Below are 18,809 nucleotides of genomic sequence, written 5' to 3'. Positions count from 1 at the left end.
GCCCCGGCTCCGTCGTGCGGGTCGGGGCGCCGAGGTCGCGCGGTGCCGCGGCTCCGGCGTGCGGGGCCGGGGCGCCGGGGGCGCGCCGTCCATGGCCTGTGGCCGGGGCGGCGCGCCTTCCGGCGTTCGGGCCTCAGTCCTGGACGTCGGCGCAGACGACGTGGGCGCCGATCTCGATCATGCGGCGTTCGCTGCGGCCGTCGGCCACCCGTGCCATGAGGATCGGGGCGCCGCTCGCCGCGAACTGGGGCAGCCGGGCGCGCACCAGCCGGTGCAGGTCGCGTACGACGTCCTCGGCGGCGGACATGTGCACCTTGACGTGCAGCATGATGCCGGGGACGCCGGAGGCGGTGCGGGCCTCGGAGATCCAGACGTGGTGCACGAGCGGGAAGTCCACGAGCAGTTGCGCGATGGCGCGCCGCAGCGCGGGCAGTATCGGGTGCGCGCACCGCCGGTAGCCGGGGTCCACCTGCTGCATCGGCCCTGACAGGTGCGGCCGGGGCGCGGGCACCCACGGCACCGCCGGGGCGTCCTGGGGCTGGGCGAGCGGCGTCAGCGCCGGCTGCTTGGAGACGGTGGCCATGGCGCCGGTCGCGTACGCGGCGGGGACGGCGCCCGACAACACCGGCATGGGCCCGGTCCTGGTGGAGGTGAGGAAGCGTTGGAGGTCGTCGATGGGCACGGCCGCCGCAGCGGGGCCGGCCGCGTCGATCACGATTTCCCGGACGCCGGTGACGCGCTGGATGTCCAGGATGGTGTCGGCGTCGCACGCCGAGAGGGAATGACCGCCGCGGTGCCTGGCGTACGTCGCAGAACTGGTGTAACCGAGCAGGACCCGGTCACCGGCCTGGGTCGTCCCGAGGACGACCGATCGGTCTGGTCGTACTGCCACCAGGACTCCACCGTCGGCGAGAGCTGCCAGCAGGCGGCGCGGGGTGCCATGCTGAGCGAGCACGTCGGCAAGCGCAGGATTCCCGATGCTCATATGACGAACCATAGGTAGTTGGCCACGGCTTATCAGGCTAATGGCCAATAAATCTCCCGATCAAGACAAAGATGGGCGAAGACGGGATGAGTTTTCCGAGTCCTGGGTAGGGCTGCGCTCGTCTCACATCGTGGGTGGCTCGTGAACGCGTTCACAAGCGCGGATAGACTCTGTGGGACCGCGAGAGACCCGCCGCAGTGTCTCTCCAGCCCGCCGCACGCCCGAAGGATCCACACCTGTGAACAAGCCCGTCGTACTGGTCGCAGAGGAGCTGTCCGAGGCCGGCCTGGCCGTGCTCGGAGCCGATTTCGAGGTCCGCCACACCGACGGCGCCGACCGTTCCCAGCTGCTGCCCGCGCTCGCGGACGTGGACGCGCTGATCGTCCGCTCCGCCACGCAGGTCGACGCGGAGGCCATCGCCGCCGCGCCGAAGCTGCGCGTGGTCGCCCGCGCCGGTGTCGGCCTGGACAACGTCGACGTCGAGGCGGCCACCAAGGCCGGCGTCATGGTCGTCAACGCGCCGACCTCCAACATCACCAGCGCCGCCGAGCAGACCGTCGCCCTGATCCTGGCCAGCGCGCGCAACACCGCCCAGGCGCACGCCGCGCTGAAGAACGGCGAGTGGAAGCGGTCGAAGTACACCGGCGTCGAGCTCGACGGCAAGATCGTCGGCATCCTCGGCCTGGGCAAGATCGGCCAGCTCGTGGCGCAGCGGCTGCAGCCGTTCGGCGTCGAGCTGATCGCCTACGACCCGTACCTGCCGCCGGCCCGCGCCGCGCAGATGGGCGTCAAGCTGCTGCCGCTGGAGGACGTCCTCAAGCAGTCCGACTTCATCACGGTGCACCTGCCGAAGTCCAAGGAGACCCTCGGCCTCATCGGCGACAAGGAGCTGCACGAGGTCAAGCCCAGCGTGCGCATCGTCAACGTCGCGCGCGGCGGCATCGTCGACGAGGGCGCGCTCTACTCGGCGATCAAGGAGGGGCGCGTGGCGGGCGCCGGCCTCGACGTGTTCGCCAAGGAGCCGTGCACCGACAGCCCGCTGTTCGAGCTCGACCAGGTCGTCGTCACCCCGCACCTGGGCGCCTCCACGCACGAGGCCCAGGAGAAGGCCGGCACCCAGGTGGCGCGCAGCGTCAAGCTGGCCCTCGCGGGCGAGTTCGTGCCCGACGCGGTGAACGTCCAGGGCGGCGCGGTGGCCGAGGACGTCAAGCCGGGCCTGCCGCTGGCCGAGAAGCTGGGCCGCGTCTTCACGGCGCTGGCGGGCGAGGTCGCCACCAAGCTCGACGTCGAGGTCCGCGGCGAGATCGCCGCCCAGGACGTCCGCGTGATCGAGCTGGCCGCGCTCAAGGGCGTCTTCACCGACGTGATCGAGGAGCAGGTCACCTACGTCAACGCGCCGCTGCTGGCCAAGGACCGCGGCGTGACGGTCGAGCTGGTCACCAGCTCCGAGAGCCCCGACTGGCGCAACCTCGTCACCGTGCGCGGCGTCCTCGCCGACGGCCGCCAGGTCTCGGTGTCCGGCACGCTCTCCGGCCCGCGGCAGATCACCAAGATCGTCGAGGTGAACGGCTACGAGATGGAGATCGAGCCGACCGCGCACCTCGCGTTCTTCGCCTACACCGACCGTCCCGGCGTGGTCGGCGTGGTGGGCCGCCTGCTCGGCGAGGCCGGCATCAACATCGCGTCGATGCAGGTGTCCCGTGACGTCAAGGGCGGCAAGGCGCTCATCGCGCTGACCGTCGACTCGGCGATCACGGCCGACGTGGCCGAGCAGATCGGCGCCGAGATCGGCGCGGAGAGCAGCCGCACGGTCGACCTGGAGGACTGACGCTCCGGCTCGTGCGAACGCGCGGCCGCCGCCCGGCTCCCTGGGCGGCGGCCGCTTTCGTTGTCTCGGCATACGAGATGGTAGGACGTCCAACGAGACAGCTCCCGGACCGCCGGGTACTGTGAAAGAGACATGCGCCAGGTTCTCGTACTCATTACCTGCCGCGGCGGGGCCTGTTAGGGCAGGTCGACCACCCGCCGCGGTGAGCGGCGTACGCGTCGGCCGGTAAGCCCCTATCCCCTCCGGGGCCCGCGATCCGGGCTCCCGAGTCACAGGCCCGGTCGGATTCGCGACCGGGGTCCGACGTCCCCAGGACGACCACTCGCGAAAGAGACGAGCCATGTACGAGATGTACGCGTTCCACCGTGCCGACCACCGCCCCGACCGCCCTGTCGCGCACCGTGCCGAGGGTGACCGTGACGAGGCCGCGGAGGCGCTGCAGACCGCCCTGGACCGCAGGGACAACGGCGGGGTTCCGCAGCAGCTGGGCTGAACCGTCGCCGGGCGTGGGGGGCCGGCGGAGGGCGGCGTGACCTGCCTCACGCCGTCCGTCCTGAACGCGGCCTAGAGGGTCGCGGTGGGCATGGCGGGGGCGGGCGCGCGGCGCTGCTTCTGGATCTGGGCCCAGCGCTCGACCCCCTTCCGGTCGGGGCGTACGGCGCCGACGAAGCTGTCCTTGCGCCACGCCGACAACTGCTCCTCCTTCACCACGTCGCCCGTGTGCGGGGCGTGGACCATGTAGCCGGGCCGGGAGATCATCCCGACGTGGCCGAGGCCGTGGAAGAAGACCAGGTCACCGGGTTTGAGGTCGTCCCAGGCGATCTTCCTGGTGAAGGCGTTGTACTGCTCCTCGGCGGTTCTGGGGAGTTCGATCCCGGCCGCCGCGTACGCCTTGAGCGTCAGGCCGGAGCAGTCGTAGCCCCGGTCGGTGGTGCCGCCCCAGACGTACGGGATGCCGCGCTTGCTCATCGCGAAGGCGAGGGCGGTCTTCCACGCGGGGGTGGGCAGGCGTTCGACCTGCGCGCGTTTGACGTCGGCGCCCGTGAGGGTGACGGACTCCGCGTCGATCGAGGTGGAGGTGGAGGCGGAGGTGTGGCCCGTGCCGGAGGACGAGCCGGTGGCGGAGGTGTTCGAGGCGGTGGTGGGGGCCGCGGCGTGGGCCGGGCCGGCGACGGTGAGCGTGGCGGCGCACGCCGCCAGGAGGAAAGCGAAGCGAGACAGGGCTCTGTCCTTCCACGTGGCCGGCCGGGTTAGCTGACGGGCTCGGGCCTGGAAGCAGCCCTACGACACGCGCGGCGCGCCGATTCGCCCCAAGGGGGTCGGTGGGTCCCCGGCTCCGCGCAGAGCGGCTGCGCGGATTAGGCTGGTCGGGACTCTAACGAAACGGTCAAAACCCCGCAAACTGTGCAAAACGGGATGTCCAAGACATGAGACTGTGTGTTCGGCAGTCGAGACGAGCGGTAAGGTACGCCCATGGAGTCGCGTAACATCCGTCTGGCCGTCATCCCTGGCGACGGCATCGGCACCGAGGTCGTGGCCGAGGGGCTGAAGGTCCTCGAAGCGGTCGGCACGAAGATCGAGCCCACCCACTACGACCTGGGCGCCGCCCGTTACCACCGCACCGGCGAGACGCTGCCCGACGCCGTGCTCGAAGAGCTGCGCGGCTACGACGCGATCCTGCTCGGCGCGGTGGGCGATCCCAGCGTGCCGCCGGGCATCCTGGAGCGCGACCTGCTGCTGCGCCTGCGTTTCGAGTTCGACCACTACGTCAACCTGCGCCCGGTCAAGCTGTTCCCCGGCGTGGAGACGCCGCTGGCCGACACGCCGTCCGAGGACATCGACATGATCGTCGTCCGCGAGGGCACCGAGGGCCTGTACGCCGGCACCGGCGGCGTCATGCGGCGCGGCACGAAGCACGAGATCGCCACCCAGGAGTCGCTGAACACGGCCCACGGCGTGGAGCGCGTGGTGCGTTACGCGTTCGAGAAGGCCAGGTCGCGCCCGCGCAAGAAGCTCACGCTCGTCCACAAGACGAACGTCCTCACCTTCGCCGGCGACCTGTGGCAGCGCACGGTCGACCGCGTGGCCGAGGAGTACCCCGAGGTCGCCACCGACTACTGCCACATCGACGCCGCGTCGATGTTCTTCGTGACGCAGCCCGAGCGCTTCGACGTCGTCGTCACCGACAACCTGTTCGGCGACATCATCACCGACCTCGGCGCCGCAATCGCGGGCGGCATCGGCCTGGCCGCGAGCGGCAACATCAACCCCGAGGGCACGGCGCCGAGCATGTTCGAGCCGGTGCACGGCAGCGCCCCCGACATCGCGGGGCAGGGCAAGGCCGACCCGACGGCGACGATCCTGTCGGTCGCCATGCTCCTCGACCACCTGGGCCTGCGCGAGCAGGCGGCCAGGGTCGAGCAGGCCGTCGCCGACGACATCCTGGAGCGCCTGACCGGCTGGGCGGGCCGCACCACCCACGAGATCGGCGACGACATCACCGCGCGAGTATCCGGCTAGGGCCGCCCAGCCCGGAGAGCGCCTGGCGGTCCGACGAGGGCCACCAGGCGCTTTTTTCGTGCGCTGGAACGAAACCCCCCAACAGGGGCTTGCCATCCCATATAGCGAGACAATAGGAAGTACGGACTGCCCTCGGCAGTACAGATTCGCAGAGAGAAGGACCTCCGTCATGACCAGCGCTCAGAAGCTCAGCTTCGACGTGCAGCACAACGACCACGCTCGCACCGCGGCCGAGCGGGAGCAGGTACTGGCGAACCCGGGCTTCGGGCAGACCTTCACCGATCACATGATCATGATCGACTACACCGAGGGCAGCGGCTGGCACGACGCGAGGCTGATGCCGTACGGTCCGCTGTCGCTCGACCCCGCCACGTCGGTCTTCCACTACGCCCAGGAGCTGTTCGAGGGGCTGAAGGCCTACCGCCAGGTCGGCGGCTCGATCGTCGCCTTCCGCCCGCACGCCAACGCGGCCCGCTTCAACCGCTCCGCCGCCCGCATGGCCATGCCGGAGCTGCCCGAGGACGCCTTCGTCGAGTCGCTCGAACTCCTCGTCGAGGCCGACAAGGAGTGGGTGCCGACCACCGAGGGCCACAGCCTGTACCTGCGCCCCTTCATGATCGCCACGCAGGTGGGCCTGGGCGTGAACTACCCCTCCAAGACCTACAAGTACATGGTCATCGCCTCGCCGGCGGCGTCGTACTTCACCGGCGGCATCAAGCCGGTCTCGGTCTGGCTGTCCACCGAGTACACCCGGGCCGCGCCCGGCGGCACCGGCTTCGCCAAGTGCGGCGGCAACTACGCCGCGGCCTTCCTCGCCCAGCGCCAGGCCGTCGAGAACGGCTGCGACCAGGTGGTCTGGCTCGACGCCCACGAGCACGAGTACGTCGAGGAGATGGGCGGGATGAACCTGTTCTTCGTGTTCGGCAACAAGCTCGTCACCCCCGAGCTGACCGGCACGCTCCTGCCCGGCATCACCCGCGAGTCGATCCTGGAGCTGGCCGGCGACCTCGGCCTGGAGACCGAGGAGCGGCTCGTCTCGGTGGAGGAGTGGCAGGAGGGCTGCGCCTCCGGCGAGCTGACCGAGGTGTTCGCCTGCGGCACCGCCGCCGTCGTGACCCCCGTCGGCTCCGTGAAGGGCGAGGACCGCTCCTGGACCGTCGCCGACGGCACCCCCGGCCCCGTCACCATGCGGGTGCGTGAGGAACTGGTCGGCATCCAGTACGGCGCCCGCCCCGACACCCGCAACTGGATCCACAAGATCCTCTGACGGCTCCTTCTCAACGGCCCGCCAGGCCGGCGATGCCGAGCGCACGGCCCCAAGCGAGGGGCGGCCTTAACGGATCGCCGGCCGGCGCCACCGTCCGCGCCGCGCCGCGCGCCACGCGCCGCGACCGTGCCCGAAACCATGTCCGCGAGCGTGTCGATCAGGGGTTCTTGCGCACCATGGTGAGGCCGTCGGCGATCGGCAGGATCACGAGGGTCACGCGAGGGTCCTCCCGTACGAGGTCGTTGAACTCGCGCATCACCACCGTGGCGGCGTCGTGGTCGGACGGGTCGGCCACGCGGCCCCTCCACAGCGTGTTGTCCACCATGAGCAGCCCGCCGGGCCGCAGGCGGTCCATGAGCAGCTCGTAGTACGCCGGGTAGTTCGGCTTGTCCGCGTCGAGGAAGGCCAGGTCGATCCGCTGGTCGAAGGCGGCGAGCGTCTCGACGGCCGGGCCCAGCGTGAGCGTGACGCGGTGCGCCACCCCGGCCTTCTCCCAGTGGCGGCGGGCGATGGACGTCCACTCCTCGCTCACGTCGAAGCAGTACAGGTGGCCGCCGGTCAGACCGCGGGCGATGCACAGCGACGAGTAGCCGGTGAACGTCCCGACCTCCACCGCGACGGACGGCGCGGTGAGCTGCGTGATCATGGTGAGGAAGCGGCCCTGGTCGGCCGAGATCTGCATGCCCGCGCTGCTGCCCGTCGTCTCGGCCGTCTCCCTGGCGAGGTCGTCGAGCAGCGGGTCGGGCGCGGTGGAGTGGTCGAGGATGTAGCGCGCCACTGCCTGGTCGAGGAGGTGTGCCTTCATGGGGTCATTGTGTCGGGTAAGGTCTGCGCGATCGACGATCGTTTGAGAGTTGGGCGGATGATGAAGCGGTGGGCGGCCGTGGCGGTCGCGTGTGCGGTGCTGGCGCTGATCGGTGTGCTGGCGTTCTCCGAGCCGGGCCAGTCGGACGGCGGCGTGCGGCTGCTGCGGCAGGCCGACGGGTCGATGGTGCTGGCCGACACGGCGGGCGACGCGCCGGTCCTCGACCTGTACGAGGACTTCGACTGCCCGGTCTGCAAGGAACTGCACGGCCGCGTCGATCCGACGATCCAGCGGCTGGCCAGGGAGGGCAAGGTCAAGGTCGTCTTCCACCCGGTGACGATCTTCAGGGACGAGCCCATGCGTTCCAACTCGATCAGGGCCGCCGCGGCGGCGCGCTGCGTGCCCGAGGCCGGCTGGCTGGCCTTCAGGGACGAGCTGTACGCCATGCAGCCCGCCCCGCACGGCACCGCGTCCGGTTTCACGGTGGAGGAGCTGGCGGCGGCGGCGAGGAAGGCCGGCGCCCAGGTGGACGAGTGCGTCACCTCCCAGTCGTACGCGAAGGAGCACCTGGCGCAGACCGCGAAGGTGCGCATCGAGGGCACCCCGACCGTGCTGCTCGACGGCCGCATGCTGGGCCAGGAGGCGTTCGACCCGGCCGCGCTGGAGCGCGCCATCACCGGCGGCGACGGCGTCAGCGTGTGACCTCGCGTCTCGCGCCTTGAGATCGATGTGCCAGATGGTGAATCGGTGTGGCAGACTGACAGGCACCATGTTCTACGGTCTGCTCATTATCGGCAGGCGCGCTGGCAGCTGAATGGGACACCGCCAGCGCGCAGACCTCTCACGTCCGTGAGGGGTCTTTTTGTTTTCCAGGGAGAAGGAACCATGGCCGACGACCGCTTCCACGTCTACGACACGACGCTGAGGGACGGCGCACAGCAGGAGGGACTCAACCTCACCGTCGCCGACAAGCTCGCCGTCGCTCGGCAGCTGGACAGCCTGGGCGTCGGCTTCATCGAAGGGGGCTGGCCAGGCGCCAACCCCAAGGACACCGAGTTCTTCAGGCGGGCCCGGACCGAGCTCGACCTGAGAAACGCGCAGCTCGCCGCGTTCGGCGCGACCCGCCGGGCCGGTGTGAAGGCAGCCGACGACCCCTTGGTGGCCGCGCTGCGCGAATCCGGCGCGCCGGTCGTGACCCTTGTCGCCAAGAGTCACGACCGGCACGTGGAGCTGGCCCTCCGCACGACTCTCCAGGAGAACCTCGCGATGATCCGCGACACGGTCTCTCACCTTCGTGCGGAGGGACAGCGAGTCTTCCTCGACGCCGAGCACTTCTTCGACGGTTACACGTCCAACCCAGCCTACGCGCTGGAGGTCGTCCGCACCGCCGCCGAGGCGGGCGCCGACGTCATCGCCCTGTGCGACACCAACGGCGGCATGCTGCCCGACGAGCTCGCCGAGATCGTCCACGCGGCCGTCCAGACCAGCGCCCGCGTCGGCATCCACTGCCACGACGACACCGGCTGCGCCGTCGCCAACACGCTGGCCGCCGTCAAGGCGGGCGCCACGCACGTCCAGGGCTGCGCCAACGGCTACGGCGAGCGGTCCGGCAACGCCAACCTCTTCACCGTCGTCGCCAACCTGCAGCTCAAGCGCGGCTTCGACCTGGTGCCGCCCGAGTCGCTCGCCGACATGACGCGCATCGCCCACGCCGTCACCGAGGTGACCAACGTCACCCCCAACTCGCACGCGCCGTACGTCGGCACGTCCGCGTTCGCGCACAAGGCCGGGCTGCACGCCAGCGCGATCAAGGTCGATCCGAACCTCTACCAGCACATCGACCCCGCGCTCGTCGGCAACGACATGCGCATGCTCGTCTCCGACATGGCCGGCCGCGCCTCCGTCGAGCTGAAGGGCCGCGAGCTCGGCTACGAGCTCACCCCCGGCCACACGAAGACGCTGGTCGACCGGGTCAAGGACCTGGAGGCCAAGGGGTTCACGTTCGAGGCGGCCGACGCGTCGTTCGAGCTGCTGCTGCGCGACACCGTCCAGGGCGAGCGCAGGCGCCACTTCCAGGTCGAGTCGTGGCGGGTGATCGTCGAGCGGACCAAGGGCGGCGAGCTGGTCAGCGAGGCCACCGTCAAGGTGCACGCCAAGGGCGAGCGCATCGTCGCCACCGGCGAGGGCAACGGCCCGGTCAACGCGCTCGACAGGGCCGTGCGGCAGGCGCTGGAGAAGCTCTACCCCGAGCTGGCCAAGCTGGAGCTGGTCGACTACAAGGTGCGCATCCTGGAGGGCACCCACGGCACCGGCGCCGTCACCCGGGTGCTCATCACCTCCAGCGACGACAGCGGCGAATGGGCCACGGTCGGCGTCGCCGAGAACATCATCGACGCGAGCTGGCAGGCCCTGGAGCAGGCGGTCACGTACGGGCTGCTGCGCGCCGGCCGCGAGACGTCCTCCTGACACCTGCTCAGCAGGGAGAACCGTCCTGGGCGGGGCCCCGCCCAGGACGGTCGTCGCACGGGCCGCCGGGGAAGCGCAGAGCGATGCGGCGGGCGGCCCGCGCGGGCTCCGTGGCCGGGTGCCAGGCGTACACGACGTGGCGCGACCCCTCGTCCCAGCCGGCCCGCCACCAGTACTTCTCGCCGTCGCACCAGACGACCAGGCCGACGCGCACCCACACGAGCGCGAGGCCGTACCCGGCGTGCAGGGTGGTGGGCACTCCCAGCCGCGCCAGGCAGTCGGCGAGCCGCTCGGCGTCCTGATAGGGAATGCCGTGCTCGTCCTGAGGCGTGGCGGTCTGCGCGTGCCACGGTTCCCCGCTCATGACACCGATCATTCCCCGGACGTCGCCGCAGGTGGAGCCGGTAGTCGTGGTGGTGCGCGGACCATTCTTCCCGCGAATATCAGTCTGGTAACGGCTGTCGGCCTAACCTACCGTTGTGACCGAGACACCAGGTCGTCTCCCGCCTCAGTTCTGGTCCGAGCCCGCGGTCGCCGCCGCGCTGGCCGGCTGCGACATCCCCGTCATCCTCGCCGAGGTGCGGCGGGCGCACGGCTGGACGCAGGCCCAGCTGGCGGAGGCGGTCGGCTATTCGCAGAGCTGGGTGTCCAAGGTGCTGCGCGGCAGGCAGCCGCTCACCCTGGACCAGGTCAGGGAGATGTCGAGCCGGATCGGGGTTCCGCTGCACCTGCTCCGCTTCGGCGTACGAGGGGATGACGATCAGACGAAGCGCAGAGACTTCGGCAAGGCGGTGGCGCTGACCGCGCTCGCGGGGCTGGCGCCGTCCAGACCGGCGGAGGTGGACGAGGGCGCCGTCCAGACCCTGACCGGCATCACCGGGGCGCAGCGCCGCCTGGAGGCCACCACGCCCGCCAGGGACCTCGCGCGCGGCGCCACCGCGCACGTCGAGCTGGCCCGGCGCCTGCTGGGCAGGGCGCACCCCGGCCTGGCCGGCGACGTGCGGGCCGCGCTCAGCGAGGCCGCCGGGTTCGCCGCCTGGGTCCACGCCGACATGCAGGACCACGGCAGCGCCAGGGGCTACTACCGGCTGGCCGTCGAGAGCGCGAGAAGGGCCGGGCATCCGCTGCTGGCGGCGTACATGATCGGCAGCCTGGCCGCGTTCGAGATCGACGCCGACGACGCGGGCCTCGCGCTGACGCTGCTCGCGCAGGCCAGGCGCGAGCTCGGGGAGCGGCCACCCGCCACCGCCCGCGCCTGGCTGTCCAGCATCGAGGCGCTCGGCCACGCCGCCGCCGGCGACGCGCCGTCGGCGCTCGCCGCGCTGCGCGACGCCGAGTCCGCCGTCGCGGCGGCGGAGCGCGCGGCCACCCCGCCCTGGCCCTGGGTCTTCCCGTTCGACCAGGCCAAGCTCGCGAGCTACCGGGCCCTCGTCGCGGTGCGGCTCGGCCGCGCGGAGGAGGCGGAGCACGCGCTCGCCGAGTCGCTCGCGTCGGCGCAGCCCGCCGTCAAGCAGCGCGCCGTGCTCACCACCGAGATCGCCGCCGCCAGGCTCATGGCAGGCCGGCCCGACGAGGCGTTCCACCTGGCGGGCGGCGCGCTGGAGGTGGGGCTCGCCTACGGCTCGGCCCGGATCGTCCACCGCGTCAGGAGGTTCCGGCGGGCGTACGACGGCGCCGAGACGGCCGTCGTACGCGACTTCGACGAGCGGCTGAGGTCCACCGTGTGGAACGCGTGAGAGGAGCGTCGATCACCGGCATGATCCGTGTCGCCGTGTCAGGACACCGGGGCCTGCCGCCCCGTACCGCGGAGCTGGTCGACGCGGCCGTCCGCGCCGCGCTGGCCGGCCACGCGCCCCGCCTCGTCGGGCTCTCCTGCCTGGCCGACGGGGCCGACCAGCTCTTCGCCCGCGCGGTGCTCGACCTGGGCGGCGCGCTGGAGGTCGTGGTTCCCGCGGAGCGGTACCGCGACGGGCTGCCGGGCAGCGCCCACGACGAGTACGACGCCCTGCTCAAGCAGGCCGCGGTCGTGCACAGGCTGCCGTTCGCCGACTCCACGCCGCGCGCCCACATGGCGGCGAGCCTCGCCATGCTCGACCGCGCCGACGAGCTCCTCGCCGTCTGGGACGGCAGGCCCGCGCGCGGCTACGGCGGCACCGCCGACGTCGTCGCCGAGGCCGGGCGGCGCGGCCTGCCGGTGCGCGTCGTCTGGCCGCCGGGCGCCCGCCGCGACTGACGGCCCGGACGCACCGCCCGGCCTTCCACATCGATGCGGAGCGGGAGGGCGCCCGGGTTCGCCGGGAACGGCCTAGAGGAGGTTGGCCGAGAACGAGACGCCCTCGACCGTGACCTTCCCGCCCGAGCACGACACCTTGGGCGAGTCGGTGCCCGGCACGATGATCGTCAGCAGCTTCTCCGCCGCCGGCGAGACCACCACGTTCGCGGCCTCCTTCGACAGGTACGTCGGCGACACCCAGCCCAGCGCGCCGCCCCGCTCCACCTTCTGCCCGCCCACCGGCGAGCACGAGGAGAGCTGCACCAGCGTGACCTTGAACTTGCCGTCGCCCAGCACCACCCGGCCGCCCGAGTTCGAGACGAGCTTCAGCGACGGCGCGAACCGCCACAGGCTGCTGACCTTGCCGCCGCCCCCGGCGGTGTCGAGCACCGCCATGACGTCCTGGCCGTGGTTGACGAGCACCGACCTGGTGCGGGTGACGCCGTACGCCTTGTCGGTCAGGCGGAACGCCTGCCTGTCCTTGCCGTACGCGCTGTCGACCAGGCTGCTCGCCGTGCGCGGACGGAAGCGCGCCCCGACGACCGTGGGCACGTTGTGCGCCTCGGGGGAGAGCGTCCAGTAGCGGTAGGAGCTCTTCTCGTACGAGTGGAAGCCGCCGTCCATGAGGATGTCGCGGCCCTGCGCGTAGTACGTCACACCCAGGTGGTCCTCGTGCCCGTGGAACTTCGTCCCGGGGCCGAACCTGATCGAGTAGTACGCCGACTCGGGCTTGCCCCAGTCGGTGCGGCCGTACACGTACCCGGCCCGGTACACCTTGACCTTCTTGTCCGGGGTGCCGGTCTCCATCTTCGGCTCGGTCTCGGCGCTGCCGTCGCCGATGGGCACCATGTAGCCGTTCGGCATGGTGGAGTGCGCGACGAACTCCTTCAGCGCCTCCGCCCGCCGCGACACCTCGCCCGGCACCTTCCTGCCGCACGCCTTCATGTTGGCCATGGCCACCTGCAGCCGGCCGTACACGTAGACGGCGTAGCGGGGGGCCTGCTCCATCAGCGCGCCCTGCGCGTCGACGTCCAGCTTCACCGTGCCCGTGAGCCGCCTCGCGGCCAGGCTCTGCCAGTCGGCGCGGCCGTACCTGCAGCCGATGCCCATGAGGGCGATGTCCTGGTCGATGCCGTGGTTGTGGCCCTTCTTGTACAGCCGCGCGTCGGACAGCAGCCTCGCGTGGTCGGCCAGGCTCGTCTTCAGCCAGTCCGCCTTGACGTGCATGCTCAGGCACAGCAGCGGCTGCGTGCGCAGCGAGACGGGGTGGTCCTTCCACACGTACGGCTTGGTGCCGCGCGCCCCGCGCTTGTTGTGCAGCACCCAGTCCTCGGCGATCTCGGTGGCCCGGTCGAGGTACCGCTTCTCGCCGCTGTTCTCGTACGCGACGACGAGCGTTCCCATCCAGCGCAACGACTGGAAGACGAACTCCCACGAGCGGTTGCGGTACGGGCTCGCCCCCCAGTCGATCTTCTTGCCGAGCTTGAACGCGGGCAGCCCGACGAGGGAGATCTCGCCGCTCATGACGTCCTCGGCGGTGGGGCTGCCGGGCAGCCAGTCGCCCTGGCACTGGGCGGTGCGCTTGACCGGGGCGTCCGCCTGGGCCGGGCCCGCCACGCCGCCGAGGGCGAGCACGAGAGCAAGGGGTATCGCGAGCCGGCGCACGCCAGTTCCTTCCGGAGCCGAAATATGGGGGCGGAACATGCTGTCCGACCGGCGATCATGCGGTCAAGTCGGACATCTCACGGGTGTGGCGCCGCACCGCTTCCAGGCCGCCCGTACGGGATGCTGGTGACTGTGAGATTCGACGACATCGTGCTGCCCGACACGCCCGCCTGCCGCGGCGCGCTCGACGTGGCCACGCGCTACCACACGCCCTCGCTGCTCAACCACTCGGTGCGCGCCTACCTGTGGGCGGCGGCCTATGCCCAGGACAACGGCATCGCGTTCGACGCCGAGTTGCTCTACGTGTCGTCCATGCTGCACGACATCGGGCTGGCGCCGGAGTTCGACAGCCACACCGTGCCGTACGAGGAGGCCGGCGGGCACGTGGCGTGGGCGTTCTGCGCCGGGGCCGGCTGGTCGGCCGAGCGCAGGACCCGCGCCACGGAGGTGATCATCCATCACATGTGGGACGAGGTGTCCGTGGACGAGGACCCGGAGGGCCACCTCCTCGAACTCTCGACCGGCATGGACATCTCAGGCCGCCGGACCGAGGACATCCCCGCGCTCGTGCGCGAGGAGGTGCTCGCGCGCTACCCGCGGCTCGGCATCGCCAAGGAGTTCGCCGCCTGCATCACCGAGCAGGGAGCGCGCAAGCCCGGCAGCCTGGCGGGCGGCTTCGTGCGCTCGGGCATCGCCGACCGCATCGCCCGCAACCCCCTGGACGCCTGAGTCCCGGACGCCCGGCACGCGGGACGTCCGGGACCCGGACGGCTGAGACCTACGCGTCCGTCACGGCTTGGGCCCCGCGCTCTGCACGACCTCGAACGTCCACACCTCGGAGCCGGTCGCCGCGGGGCCCTGCCCGTGACCGTGTCCCTGCCCCGCGTGCCCGTGCCCCGCCTGCCCCGGATGCCCCTGCGCGGCGGCCTGTCCGTGCTCGCGCGCCTCCTGGGCCGCCTGCGCGTGCCCGCGCTGGAACGCCTGGCTCTGCTGCCAGACCTGGAAGTCCTCCTCGCTGCGCCAGCGCGTGTAGACGAGGTAGCGGTCGGTGCCCTCGACCGGCCTGAGCAGCTCGAACCACTCGAACCCGTCGGACGACTCCACCATCCCCGCCCGGTTGGAGAACCGGCTCTCCAGCTCGGAGCGCATCTGCTCGGGAACGGTCAGCACATTGATCTTGACGACGGACACCAGGACCCCTCTCGCGGCACCCTCATCGCACCACCCGTTGCGGCGCGGGTGAGGGCTCCAGGCTAACGCGGGCCACAGCCGGGACGCGGTCGGCCTCCAGCGCGTCGCGCATGTGCGGCAGCGCGACCCGCGACAGGTGCTCGCTCAGCTCGCTCATCGGCCACCGCTCGTCGGCGACCACGCGCAGCCGCACCTCCGGCCGCCCCGACCGTCCGGCCAGCCCGGCGTCGGCGCTCAGCACCGCGGGGCTGCGCGCCACGTCGGCGGCCACCGCCTCCGCCATGCCGCTCGCCGACAGGTCCGTGACCCCCGCCGCGCCCCGCTCGATCCGGTACGACCCCAGCGCCTCGCCGCGCCCCTGCGCGAACAGCCAGCGCAGCCCGAGCAGCGCCACGACCAGCGCCACGGCGGTCACCGCCCACCAGATCCAGGGCGAGTTCGCCGCGAACCACGACCGCACACCCGCGTCCACCACGGGCGTCCCCGCCGCCCGCGCCGAGAACCCGCCCAGGCCCCGCGCCAGCGTCAGGCCGCCCAGCACCGCCAGCACCAGCCCGACCACCGCGAGCCCCCACCGGTTCCCCCGGCCGGTCCTGTCGCTCACCTGCGCTCCTTCACGTTCACGGCCACCCGGTACGGCTCCACCGGCTGCAACGCGGCCATCCTCGTCAGCACCGCGTCCCTGACGGCCCGCGCGAAGCCCTCCTCGTCCCAGCCCGAGGTGAACGGCGTGACGGCGACCGTCCTGCCGCGCAGCCTCGCCCTGGCGCCGTGGACGCCGGGCACCTCCTCGGCCGCGTGGGCCAGGGCACTGGAGAAGCTCTTCCGCCGCATGCCGATGACGAGGTCGGGGTCGCCGGTGCGTACCGGGATCATCCTGGGCCTGCCGGGCACCAGGGCGGTGGCCAGCAGGGCGAGGCCGACGAGCGTGGCGACGGCCGCGCCGAGCAGCAGCAGCGGGTCGGACCACGGCGTCGAGGACGCCCAGGCGAGCATCCGGTCGTAGGGCAGCAGCCGCAGCGGGGCGCCGACGAGCGCGGAGACGGTCTCGGCGGCCACGTAGAGGCCCGCGAGCGTCACGAGCGCCGCCACGACGACGGCGGGGACGGTCCTGTGCGGCCGGAAGGCCCGTACAGCCGCCCGGTCCGCGGCCCGTTCCTGCCTGCCCCGCCCCGGCGCCCGGCCGCCGTGCTCAGGGCCGCCGCGCTCAGGGCCGCCGTGCTCAGGGCCGCCGTGCTCAGGGCCGCTGTGCTCAGGGCCGCGGTGCTCAGGGCCGCTGTGCTCAGGGCCGCCGTGCTCAGGGCCGCCGTGTTCGGGGCCTCCGGGTGCGCGGGTGCCCGGGTCGCGGGCGGTGGGTTCACCGGCGCCGCGCACGCCCGGTTCGTCCGCCGCGGTCATGCCCGGTCTCCCGAGAGGTCCTGACCGGCGCCCCGGCCGGCGCCCCGGCCGGCGCTCTGATCGACGTCCTGGCCCGCTCTCCGGCCGGCCGGCTGAGCGGTGCTCCGGCCCGTGGCCCGGTCGGCGAGGGCGGTGTCCAGGGAGACGTCCATGCCGATGTCCAGGCGGGTGACGCGCAGCCCGGCCTGCTCGGCCACGCGGCGCGTGACGTGCTCCCTGAGCCGCCGCGCCACCTCCCGCAGCGGCGCCGGGTAGCCGACGGTCACGCTCAGCTCGATCTCGGCCCGCGCGCCCCGCACCGTCACCCTGGACGCGCGCGTCCACGGCAGGCCGCCCTGGTGCACCTTGCGCACGCCGGGCACCTCCCTGGCGGCGGCCAGCGCGATGACGGTGGCGGCGCGGTCGCCCACCTCGGTGCGCCCGCGCGACTCGGGCGCGGGCGGCGGCGGACGGCGCTGCCGTGGCACGAGGCCGCCGCCGCTGCGGTGTTCGGGGGCGACGGCCGTCATTTCCGCCTCACGGACAGACCTGACAGGTTGACCTCGCCGGTCTCGGCGACCCTCCCGAGGAGGAACCCGAGCGCGCCGAGCACGAGCACGATCAGGAACGGGCCGAGCCCGCCGAACGCGCCCACGATCCCGAGCACCATGCCGGCGATCATGCCGATCACCGGCGTCCACCGGATGTTGTTCATGTCTCCTCCACGACGTCGTCGATCCGGACGTCCACGCGCCGGCCCCCGGCCAGGTCTGCGACGGCCCGCCGCACCTCGTCGGCGGTCTCGGCCAGTGGGCGGCCCGTCGTCGCGACGATCGCGATCTCCACCGCGCCGTCGCCCACCGACACGCCCACGAGCCGTTCGCCCGGCAGGTACGTGGCCACCGTGCCGAAGGGGCCGCCCGACAGCCGGACCACCCCCGGGCAGGCCGCGGCCCGCTCGGCGATCGCCCGGGCCTCGCTCATTGGACCCTGGGCTCCTGCTGCTGTTGCTCGCCCTCGCCGCCCTGCTGGCGTTCCTGGCCGGGCAGGTGCACGTCGTCGACCCTGATGTTCACCTCGGTGACCTCCAGGCCGCACATCCGCTCCACGGCGTTGATCACGTTCTTGCGCACGGCCGCGGCGAGGTCGGGGATGGCGGTGCCGTACTCGGCCACCAGTTCGAGGTCCACGGCGGCCTGCCGCTCGCCCACCTCCACCGACACGCCCTGCGCGGGGCTCCGCTCGCCGCCGACCATGCCGCGTACGCTGCCGAAGGCACGCGCGGCCCCGGCGCCCATGTCGTAGACGCCGGACACCTCGCGGGCCGCCAGTCCGGCGATCTTCGCGACGACGCCGTCGTCGATGCTCGTGGTGCCCCGTTCGGTGACCAGCGAGGTCCCCGGGGCGCCGCTCTCGGTCCTGGCCCGCGGTACCGACGCGGTTTGAGACGCGGTTTGAATGTCCGACACGACCCGTCACCCCCGACGTTCGATGTGTGCCATCAAGTCCGACATAGCCGGATATTGGGCATTGATGCAGCATGAAAGGGATTCGGGGGCTAACTATGGGGGCCCCGTGACCCGGCCCTTCTCCGGGTGGGCCGACCCCTGCGACGGCGGCGATAGCCTTGTCAGGTGCGCATAGCGAGGTTCTCCACAGGCGAAGGCATGTCGTTCGGGGTGGTCGAGGGCGGTCCGGGCGAGGAGGTCGTGTCCGCGATCGCCGGCCACCCGTTCAACCAGGTGCAGTTCACGGGCGAGCGCTTCCCGCTGTCCCAGGTGAAGCTGCTGGCCCCGATGCTGCCGAGCAAGGTGGTCGCCATCGGCAGGAACTACGCGGAGCACGCCCGCGAGCTGGGCAACGAGGTGCCCGACGAGCCGCTCATCTTCATGAAGCCGTCCACGTCCGTGATCGGCCACGGCGAGGCCATCGCCTACCCGACGTCGCTGTCCGAGCGCGTCGACTTCGAGGGCGAGCTGGCCGTCGTGATCGGCAGGCTGTGCCGCGAGGTGCCGGTCGAGCGGGTCAAGGACGTCATCTTCGGCTACACCTGCGCCAACGACGTCACCGCGCGCGACCTGCAGAAGAAGGACGTCCAGTTCACCCGGGCCAAGAGCTTCGACACCTTCTGCCCGCTCGGCCCCTGGATCCAGACCGACCTCGACGCCGCCGACCTGGCCCTCACCACCACGGTCAACGGCGAGGTGCGCCAGAGCGGCCGCACCAGCCAGCTCATCAACGACATCCCCGCGCTCGTCGCCTACGTCAGCGCCGTCATGACGCTGATCCCCGGCGACGTCATCCTGACCGGCACCCCGGCCGGCGTCGGCCCGCTCCACATCGGCGACGAGGTCAGCGTGGGCATCGAAGGCATCGGCACTCTGACGAACAAGGTGGTCTCCCGTGACTGATCTGCGGGTGCGTTTCGCCCCG

Annotated in this window: 23 protein-coding genes and 1 riboswitch; of the genes, 11 read left to right on the top strand and 12 right to left on the bottom strand. The window is 71.9% G+C overall.

Going from position 1 to position 18,809, the window contains the following annotated elements:
• Positions 1 to 133 precede the first annotated feature (133 nt).
• Complete coding sequence (locus BMX74_RS29565) at positions 134 to 985, bottom strand: hypothetical protein (protein WP_055505172.1); 852 nt, start codon at positions 983 to 985, stop codon at positions 134 to 136.
• A gap of 238 nt (positions 986 to 1,223) precedes the next feature.
• On the opposite strand from BMX74_RS29565, the gene serA reads away from it, so the two are divergent.
• Together serA and BMX74_RS44400 are read left to right on the top strand one after the other, a co-directional pair.
• Positions 1,224 to 2,813 (top strand): phosphoglycerate dehydrogenase, encoded by a 1,590-nt coding sequence (gene serA, locus BMX74_RS29560; protein ID WP_055505171.1) that lies wholly within the window; start codon positions 1,224 to 1,226, stop codon positions 2,811 to 2,813.
• A gap of 340 nt (positions 2,814 to 3,153) precedes the next feature.
• On the top strand, positions 3,154 to 3,306 hold the full coding sequence (locus tag BMX74_RS44400) for a hypothetical protein (RefSeq protein ID WP_176573387.1): 153 nt from the start codon (positions 3,154 to 3,156) through the stop codon (positions 3,304 to 3,306).
• Positions 3,307 to 3,377: 71 nt separating this feature from the next.
• On the opposite strand, the gene BMX74_RS29555 is transcribed toward BMX74_RS44400, so the two are convergent.
• Positions 3,378 to 3,782: a C40 family peptidase gene (locus tag BMX74_RS29555; protein WP_055505170.1), complete on the bottom strand. Its 405-nt coding sequence runs from the start codon at positions 3,780 to 3,782 to the stop codon at positions 3,378 to 3,380.
• A gap of 73 nt (positions 3,783 to 3,855) precedes the next feature.
• Here BMX74_RS29555 and BMX74_RS29550 point away from each other — a divergent pair, with 73 nt between their 5' ends.
• The 3 genes from BMX74_RS29550 to BMX74_RS29540 all read left to right on the top strand — a co-directional run bounded on the left by BMX74_RS29550 (position 3,856) and on the right by BMX74_RS29540 (position 6,600).
• Positions 3,856 to 4,071 (top strand): hypothetical protein, encoded by a 216-nt coding sequence (locus BMX74_RS29550; protein ID WP_091103943.1) that lies wholly within the window; start codon positions 3,856 to 3,858, stop codon positions 4,069 to 4,071.
• A riboswitch (cyclic di-AMP (ydaO/yuaA leader) is annotated at positions 4,038 to 4,188 on the bottom strand. Its footprint overlaps the gene before it by 34 nt.
• 98 nt (positions 4,189 to 4,286) lie before the next feature.
• Complete coding sequence (locus tag BMX74_RS29545; RefSeq protein ID WP_055505168.1) at positions 4,287 to 5,333, top strand: 3-isopropylmalate dehydrogenase; 1,047 nt, start codon at positions 4,287 to 4,289, stop codon at positions 5,331 to 5,333.
• A gap of 169 nt (positions 5,334 to 5,502) precedes the next feature.
• Positions 5,503 to 6,600, top strand: coding sequence for a branched-chain amino acid aminotransferase (locus BMX74_RS29540; protein ID WP_055505167.1), 1,098 nt, complete (start codon positions 5,503 to 5,505; stop codon positions 6,598 to 6,600).
• A gap of 157 nt (positions 6,601 to 6,757) precedes the next feature.
• Here BMX74_RS29540 and BMX74_RS29535 read toward each other — a convergent pair whose 3' ends face one another.
• Positions 6,758 to 7,405 (bottom strand): O-methyltransferase, encoded by a 648-nt coding sequence (locus BMX74_RS29535; RefSeq protein WP_091103941.1) that lies wholly within the window; start codon positions 7,403 to 7,405, stop codon positions 6,758 to 6,760.
• Positions 7,406 to 7,462: 57 nt separating this feature from the next.
• Here BMX74_RS29535 and BMX74_RS29530 point away from each other — a divergent pair, with 57 nt between their 5' ends.
• The gene (locus tag BMX74_RS29530; protein ID WP_091103940.1) at positions 7,463 to 8,107 is read left to right on the top strand and encodes a DsbA family protein; all 645 of its coding nucleotides are present in this window, start codon (positions 7,463 to 7,465) and stop codon (positions 8,105 to 8,107) included.
• 183 nt (positions 8,108 to 8,290) lie between these two features.
• Positions 8,291 to 9,871 (top strand): citramalate synthase, encoded by a 1,581-nt coding sequence (gene cimA, locus BMX74_RS29525; RefSeq protein ID WP_055505164.1) that lies wholly within the window; start codon positions 8,291 to 8,293, stop codon positions 9,869 to 9,871.
• Between the two features lie 7 nt (positions 9,872 to 9,878).
• Here the strand turns inward: cimA and BMX74_RS29520 are convergent, their stop codons facing one another.
• Positions 9,879 to 10,235: a hypothetical protein gene (locus tag BMX74_RS29520; RefSeq protein ID WP_055505163.1), complete on the bottom strand. Its 357-nt coding sequence runs from the start codon at positions 10,233 to 10,235 to the stop codon at positions 9,879 to 9,881.
• Positions 10,236 to 10,350: 115 nt separating this feature from the next.
• Between BMX74_RS29520 and BMX74_RS29515 the strand changes: the two genes are divergently transcribed.
• Both BMX74_RS29515 and BMX74_RS29510 read left to right on the top strand, forming a co-directional pair.
• Positions 10,351 to 11,607 (top strand): helix-turn-helix domain-containing protein, encoded by a 1,257-nt coding sequence (locus tag BMX74_RS29515; RefSeq protein ID WP_055505162.1) that lies wholly within the window; start codon positions 10,351 to 10,353, stop codon positions 11,605 to 11,607.
• A gap of 20 nt (positions 11,608 to 11,627) precedes the next feature.
• Positions 11,628 to 12,104 carry a hypothetical protein gene (locus BMX74_RS29510; RefSeq protein ID WP_091103969.1) on the top strand — a complete coding sequence of 159 codons (477 nt, stop codon included), beginning with the start codon at positions 11,628 to 11,630 and terminating at the stop codon, positions 12,102 to 12,104.
• A 72-nt stretch (positions 12,105 to 12,176) separates the two neighbouring features.
• On the opposite strand, the gene BMX74_RS29505 is transcribed toward BMX74_RS29510, so the two are convergent.
• Entirely contained in the window at positions 12,177 to 13,808 is a 1,632-nt protein-coding gene (locus tag BMX74_RS29505; protein ID WP_256257327.1) for a heparinase II/III family protein, read from the bottom strand.
• A 132-nt stretch (positions 13,809 to 13,940) separates the two neighbouring features.
• Here BMX74_RS29505 and BMX74_RS29500 point away from each other — a divergent pair, with 132 nt between their 5' ends.
• Complete coding sequence (locus BMX74_RS29500) at positions 13,941 to 14,537, top strand: HD domain-containing protein (RefSeq protein ID WP_091103937.1); 597 nt, start codon at positions 13,941 to 13,943, stop codon at positions 14,535 to 14,537.
• 60 nt (positions 14,538 to 14,597) lie between these two features.
• Here BMX74_RS29500 and BMX74_RS29495 read toward each other — a convergent pair whose 3' ends face one another.
• From BMX74_RS29495 to BMX74_RS29465, 7 genes are read right to left on the bottom strand one after another with little or no spacing between them, the layout of a single operon-like run.
• Positions 14,598 to 14,999 (bottom strand): antibiotic biosynthesis monooxygenase family protein, encoded by a 402-nt coding sequence (locus BMX74_RS29495; protein ID WP_091103935.1) that lies wholly within the window; start codon positions 14,997 to 14,999, stop codon positions 14,598 to 14,600.
• A gap of 22 nt (positions 15,000 to 15,021) precedes the next feature.
• A complete protein-coding gene (locus BMX74_RS29490) occupies positions 15,022 to 15,603 on the bottom strand; it encodes a hypothetical protein (protein WP_055505159.1) in 582 nt (193 codons plus the stop codon).
• The gene (locus tag BMX74_RS29485) at positions 15,600 to 16,397 is read right to left on the bottom strand and encodes a DUF6286 domain-containing protein (RefSeq protein WP_091103934.1); all 798 of its coding nucleotides are present in this window, start codon (positions 16,395 to 16,397) and stop codon (positions 15,600 to 15,602) included. Before BMX74_RS29485 ends, BMX74_RS29490 begins: the two co-directional genes overlap by 4 nt.
• Complete coding sequence (locus BMX74_RS29480) at positions 16,394 to 16,906, bottom strand: Asp23/Gls24 family envelope stress response protein (RefSeq protein ID WP_091103932.1); 513 nt, start codon at positions 16,904 to 16,906, stop codon at positions 16,394 to 16,396. The genes BMX74_RS29485 and BMX74_RS29480 overlap by 4 nt, the downstream gene beginning before the upstream one ends.
• Positions 16,903 to 17,091 carry a hypothetical protein gene (locus BMX74_RS29475; RefSeq protein ID WP_055505156.1) on the bottom strand — a complete coding sequence of 63 codons (189 nt, stop codon included), beginning with the start codon at positions 17,089 to 17,091 and terminating at the stop codon, positions 16,903 to 16,905. The genes BMX74_RS29480 and BMX74_RS29475 overlap by 4 nt, the downstream gene beginning before the upstream one ends.
• Complete coding sequence (locus tag BMX74_RS29470; protein ID WP_055505155.1) at positions 17,088 to 17,360, bottom strand: Asp23/Gls24 family envelope stress response protein; 273 nt, start codon at positions 17,358 to 17,360, stop codon at positions 17,088 to 17,090. Before BMX74_RS29470 ends, BMX74_RS29475 begins: the two co-directional genes overlap by 4 nt.
• Positions 17,357 to 17,845, bottom strand: coding sequence for an Asp23/Gls24 family envelope stress response protein (locus tag BMX74_RS29465; protein ID WP_055505154.1), 489 nt, complete (start codon positions 17,843 to 17,845; stop codon positions 17,357 to 17,359). Before BMX74_RS29465 ends, BMX74_RS29470 begins: the two co-directional genes overlap by 4 nt.
• 165 nt (positions 17,846 to 18,010) lie before the next feature.
• Between BMX74_RS29465 and BMX74_RS29460 the strand changes: the two genes are divergently transcribed.
• On the top strand, positions 18,011 to 18,787 hold the full coding sequence (locus tag BMX74_RS29460; RefSeq protein WP_055505153.1) for a fumarylacetoacetate hydrolase family protein: 777 nt from the start codon (positions 18,011 to 18,013) through the stop codon (positions 18,785 to 18,787).
• Positions 18,788 to 18,809: the final 22 nt, after the last annotated feature.

It is taken from the genome of Nonomuraea pusilla, from assembly GCF_900109355.1.
Classification (GTDB): Bacteria; Actinomycetota; Actinomycetes; order Streptosporangiales; family Streptosporangiaceae; genus Nonomuraea; species Nonomuraea pusilla.
This window is presented reverse-complemented; position numbering and strand designations above follow the sequence as displayed.

What these genes read in the sequence shown, in the direction of transcription:
- BMX74_RS29475 (WP_055505156.1), bottom strand. Translation starts at nt 17,091, where the DNA reads ATGAACAACATCCGGTGGACGCCGGTGATCGGCATGATCGCCGGCATG.
- BMX74_RS29530 (WP_091103940.1), top strand. Translation starts at nt 7,463, where the DNA reads ATGATGAAGCGGTGGGCGGCCGTGGCGGTCGCGTGTGCGGTGCTGGCG.
- BMX74_RS29555 (WP_055505170.1), bottom strand. Translation starts at nt 3,782, where the DNA reads ATGAGCAAGCGCGGCATCCCGTACGTCTGGGGCGGCACCACCGACCGG.
- cimA (WP_055505164.1), top strand. Translation starts at nt 8,291, where the DNA reads ATGGCCGACGACCGCTTCCACGTCTACGACACGACGCTGAGGGACGGC.
- BMX74_RS29540 (WP_055505167.1), top strand. Translation starts at nt 5,503, where the DNA reads ATGACCAGCGCTCAGAAGCTCAGCTTCGACGTGCAGCACAACGACCAC.
- BMX74_RS29520 (WP_055505163.1), bottom strand. Translation starts at nt 10,235, where the DNA reads ATGAGCGGGGAACCGTGGCACGCGCAGACCGCCACGCCTCAGGACGAG.
- BMX74_RS29480 (WP_091103932.1), bottom strand. Translation starts at nt 16,906, where the DNA reads ATGACGGCCGTCGCCCCCGAACACCGCAGCGGCGGCGGCCTCGTGCCA.
- BMX74_RS29510 (WP_091103969.1), top strand. Translation starts at nt 11,628, where the DNA reads ATGATCCGTGTCGCCGTGTCAGGACACCGGGGCCTGCCGCCCCGTACC.
- BMX74_RS29545 (WP_055505168.1), top strand. Translation starts at nt 4,287, where the DNA reads ATGGAGTCGCGTAACATCCGTCTGGCCGTCATCCCTGGCGACGGCATC.
- BMX74_RS29485 (WP_091103934.1), bottom strand. Translation starts at nt 16,397, where the DNA reads ATGACCGCGGCGGACGAACCGGGCGTGCGCGGCGCCGGTGAACCCACC.
- BMX74_RS29470 (WP_055505155.1), bottom strand. Translation starts at nt 17,360, where the DNA reads ATGAGCGAGGCCCGGGCGATCGCCGAGCGGGCCGCGGCCTGCCCGGGG.
- BMX74_RS29565 (WP_055505172.1), bottom strand. Translation starts at nt 985, where the DNA reads ATGAGCATCGGGAATCCTGCGCTTGCCGACGTGCTCGCTCAGCATGGC.
- BMX74_RS29535 (WP_091103941.1), bottom strand. Translation starts at nt 7,405, where the DNA reads ATGAAGGCACACCTCCTCGACCAGGCAGTGGCGCGCTACATCCTCGAC.
- BMX74_RS44400 (WP_176573387.1), top strand. Translation starts at nt 3,154, where the DNA reads ATGTACGAGATGTACGCGTTCCACCGTGCCGACCACCGCCCCGACCGC.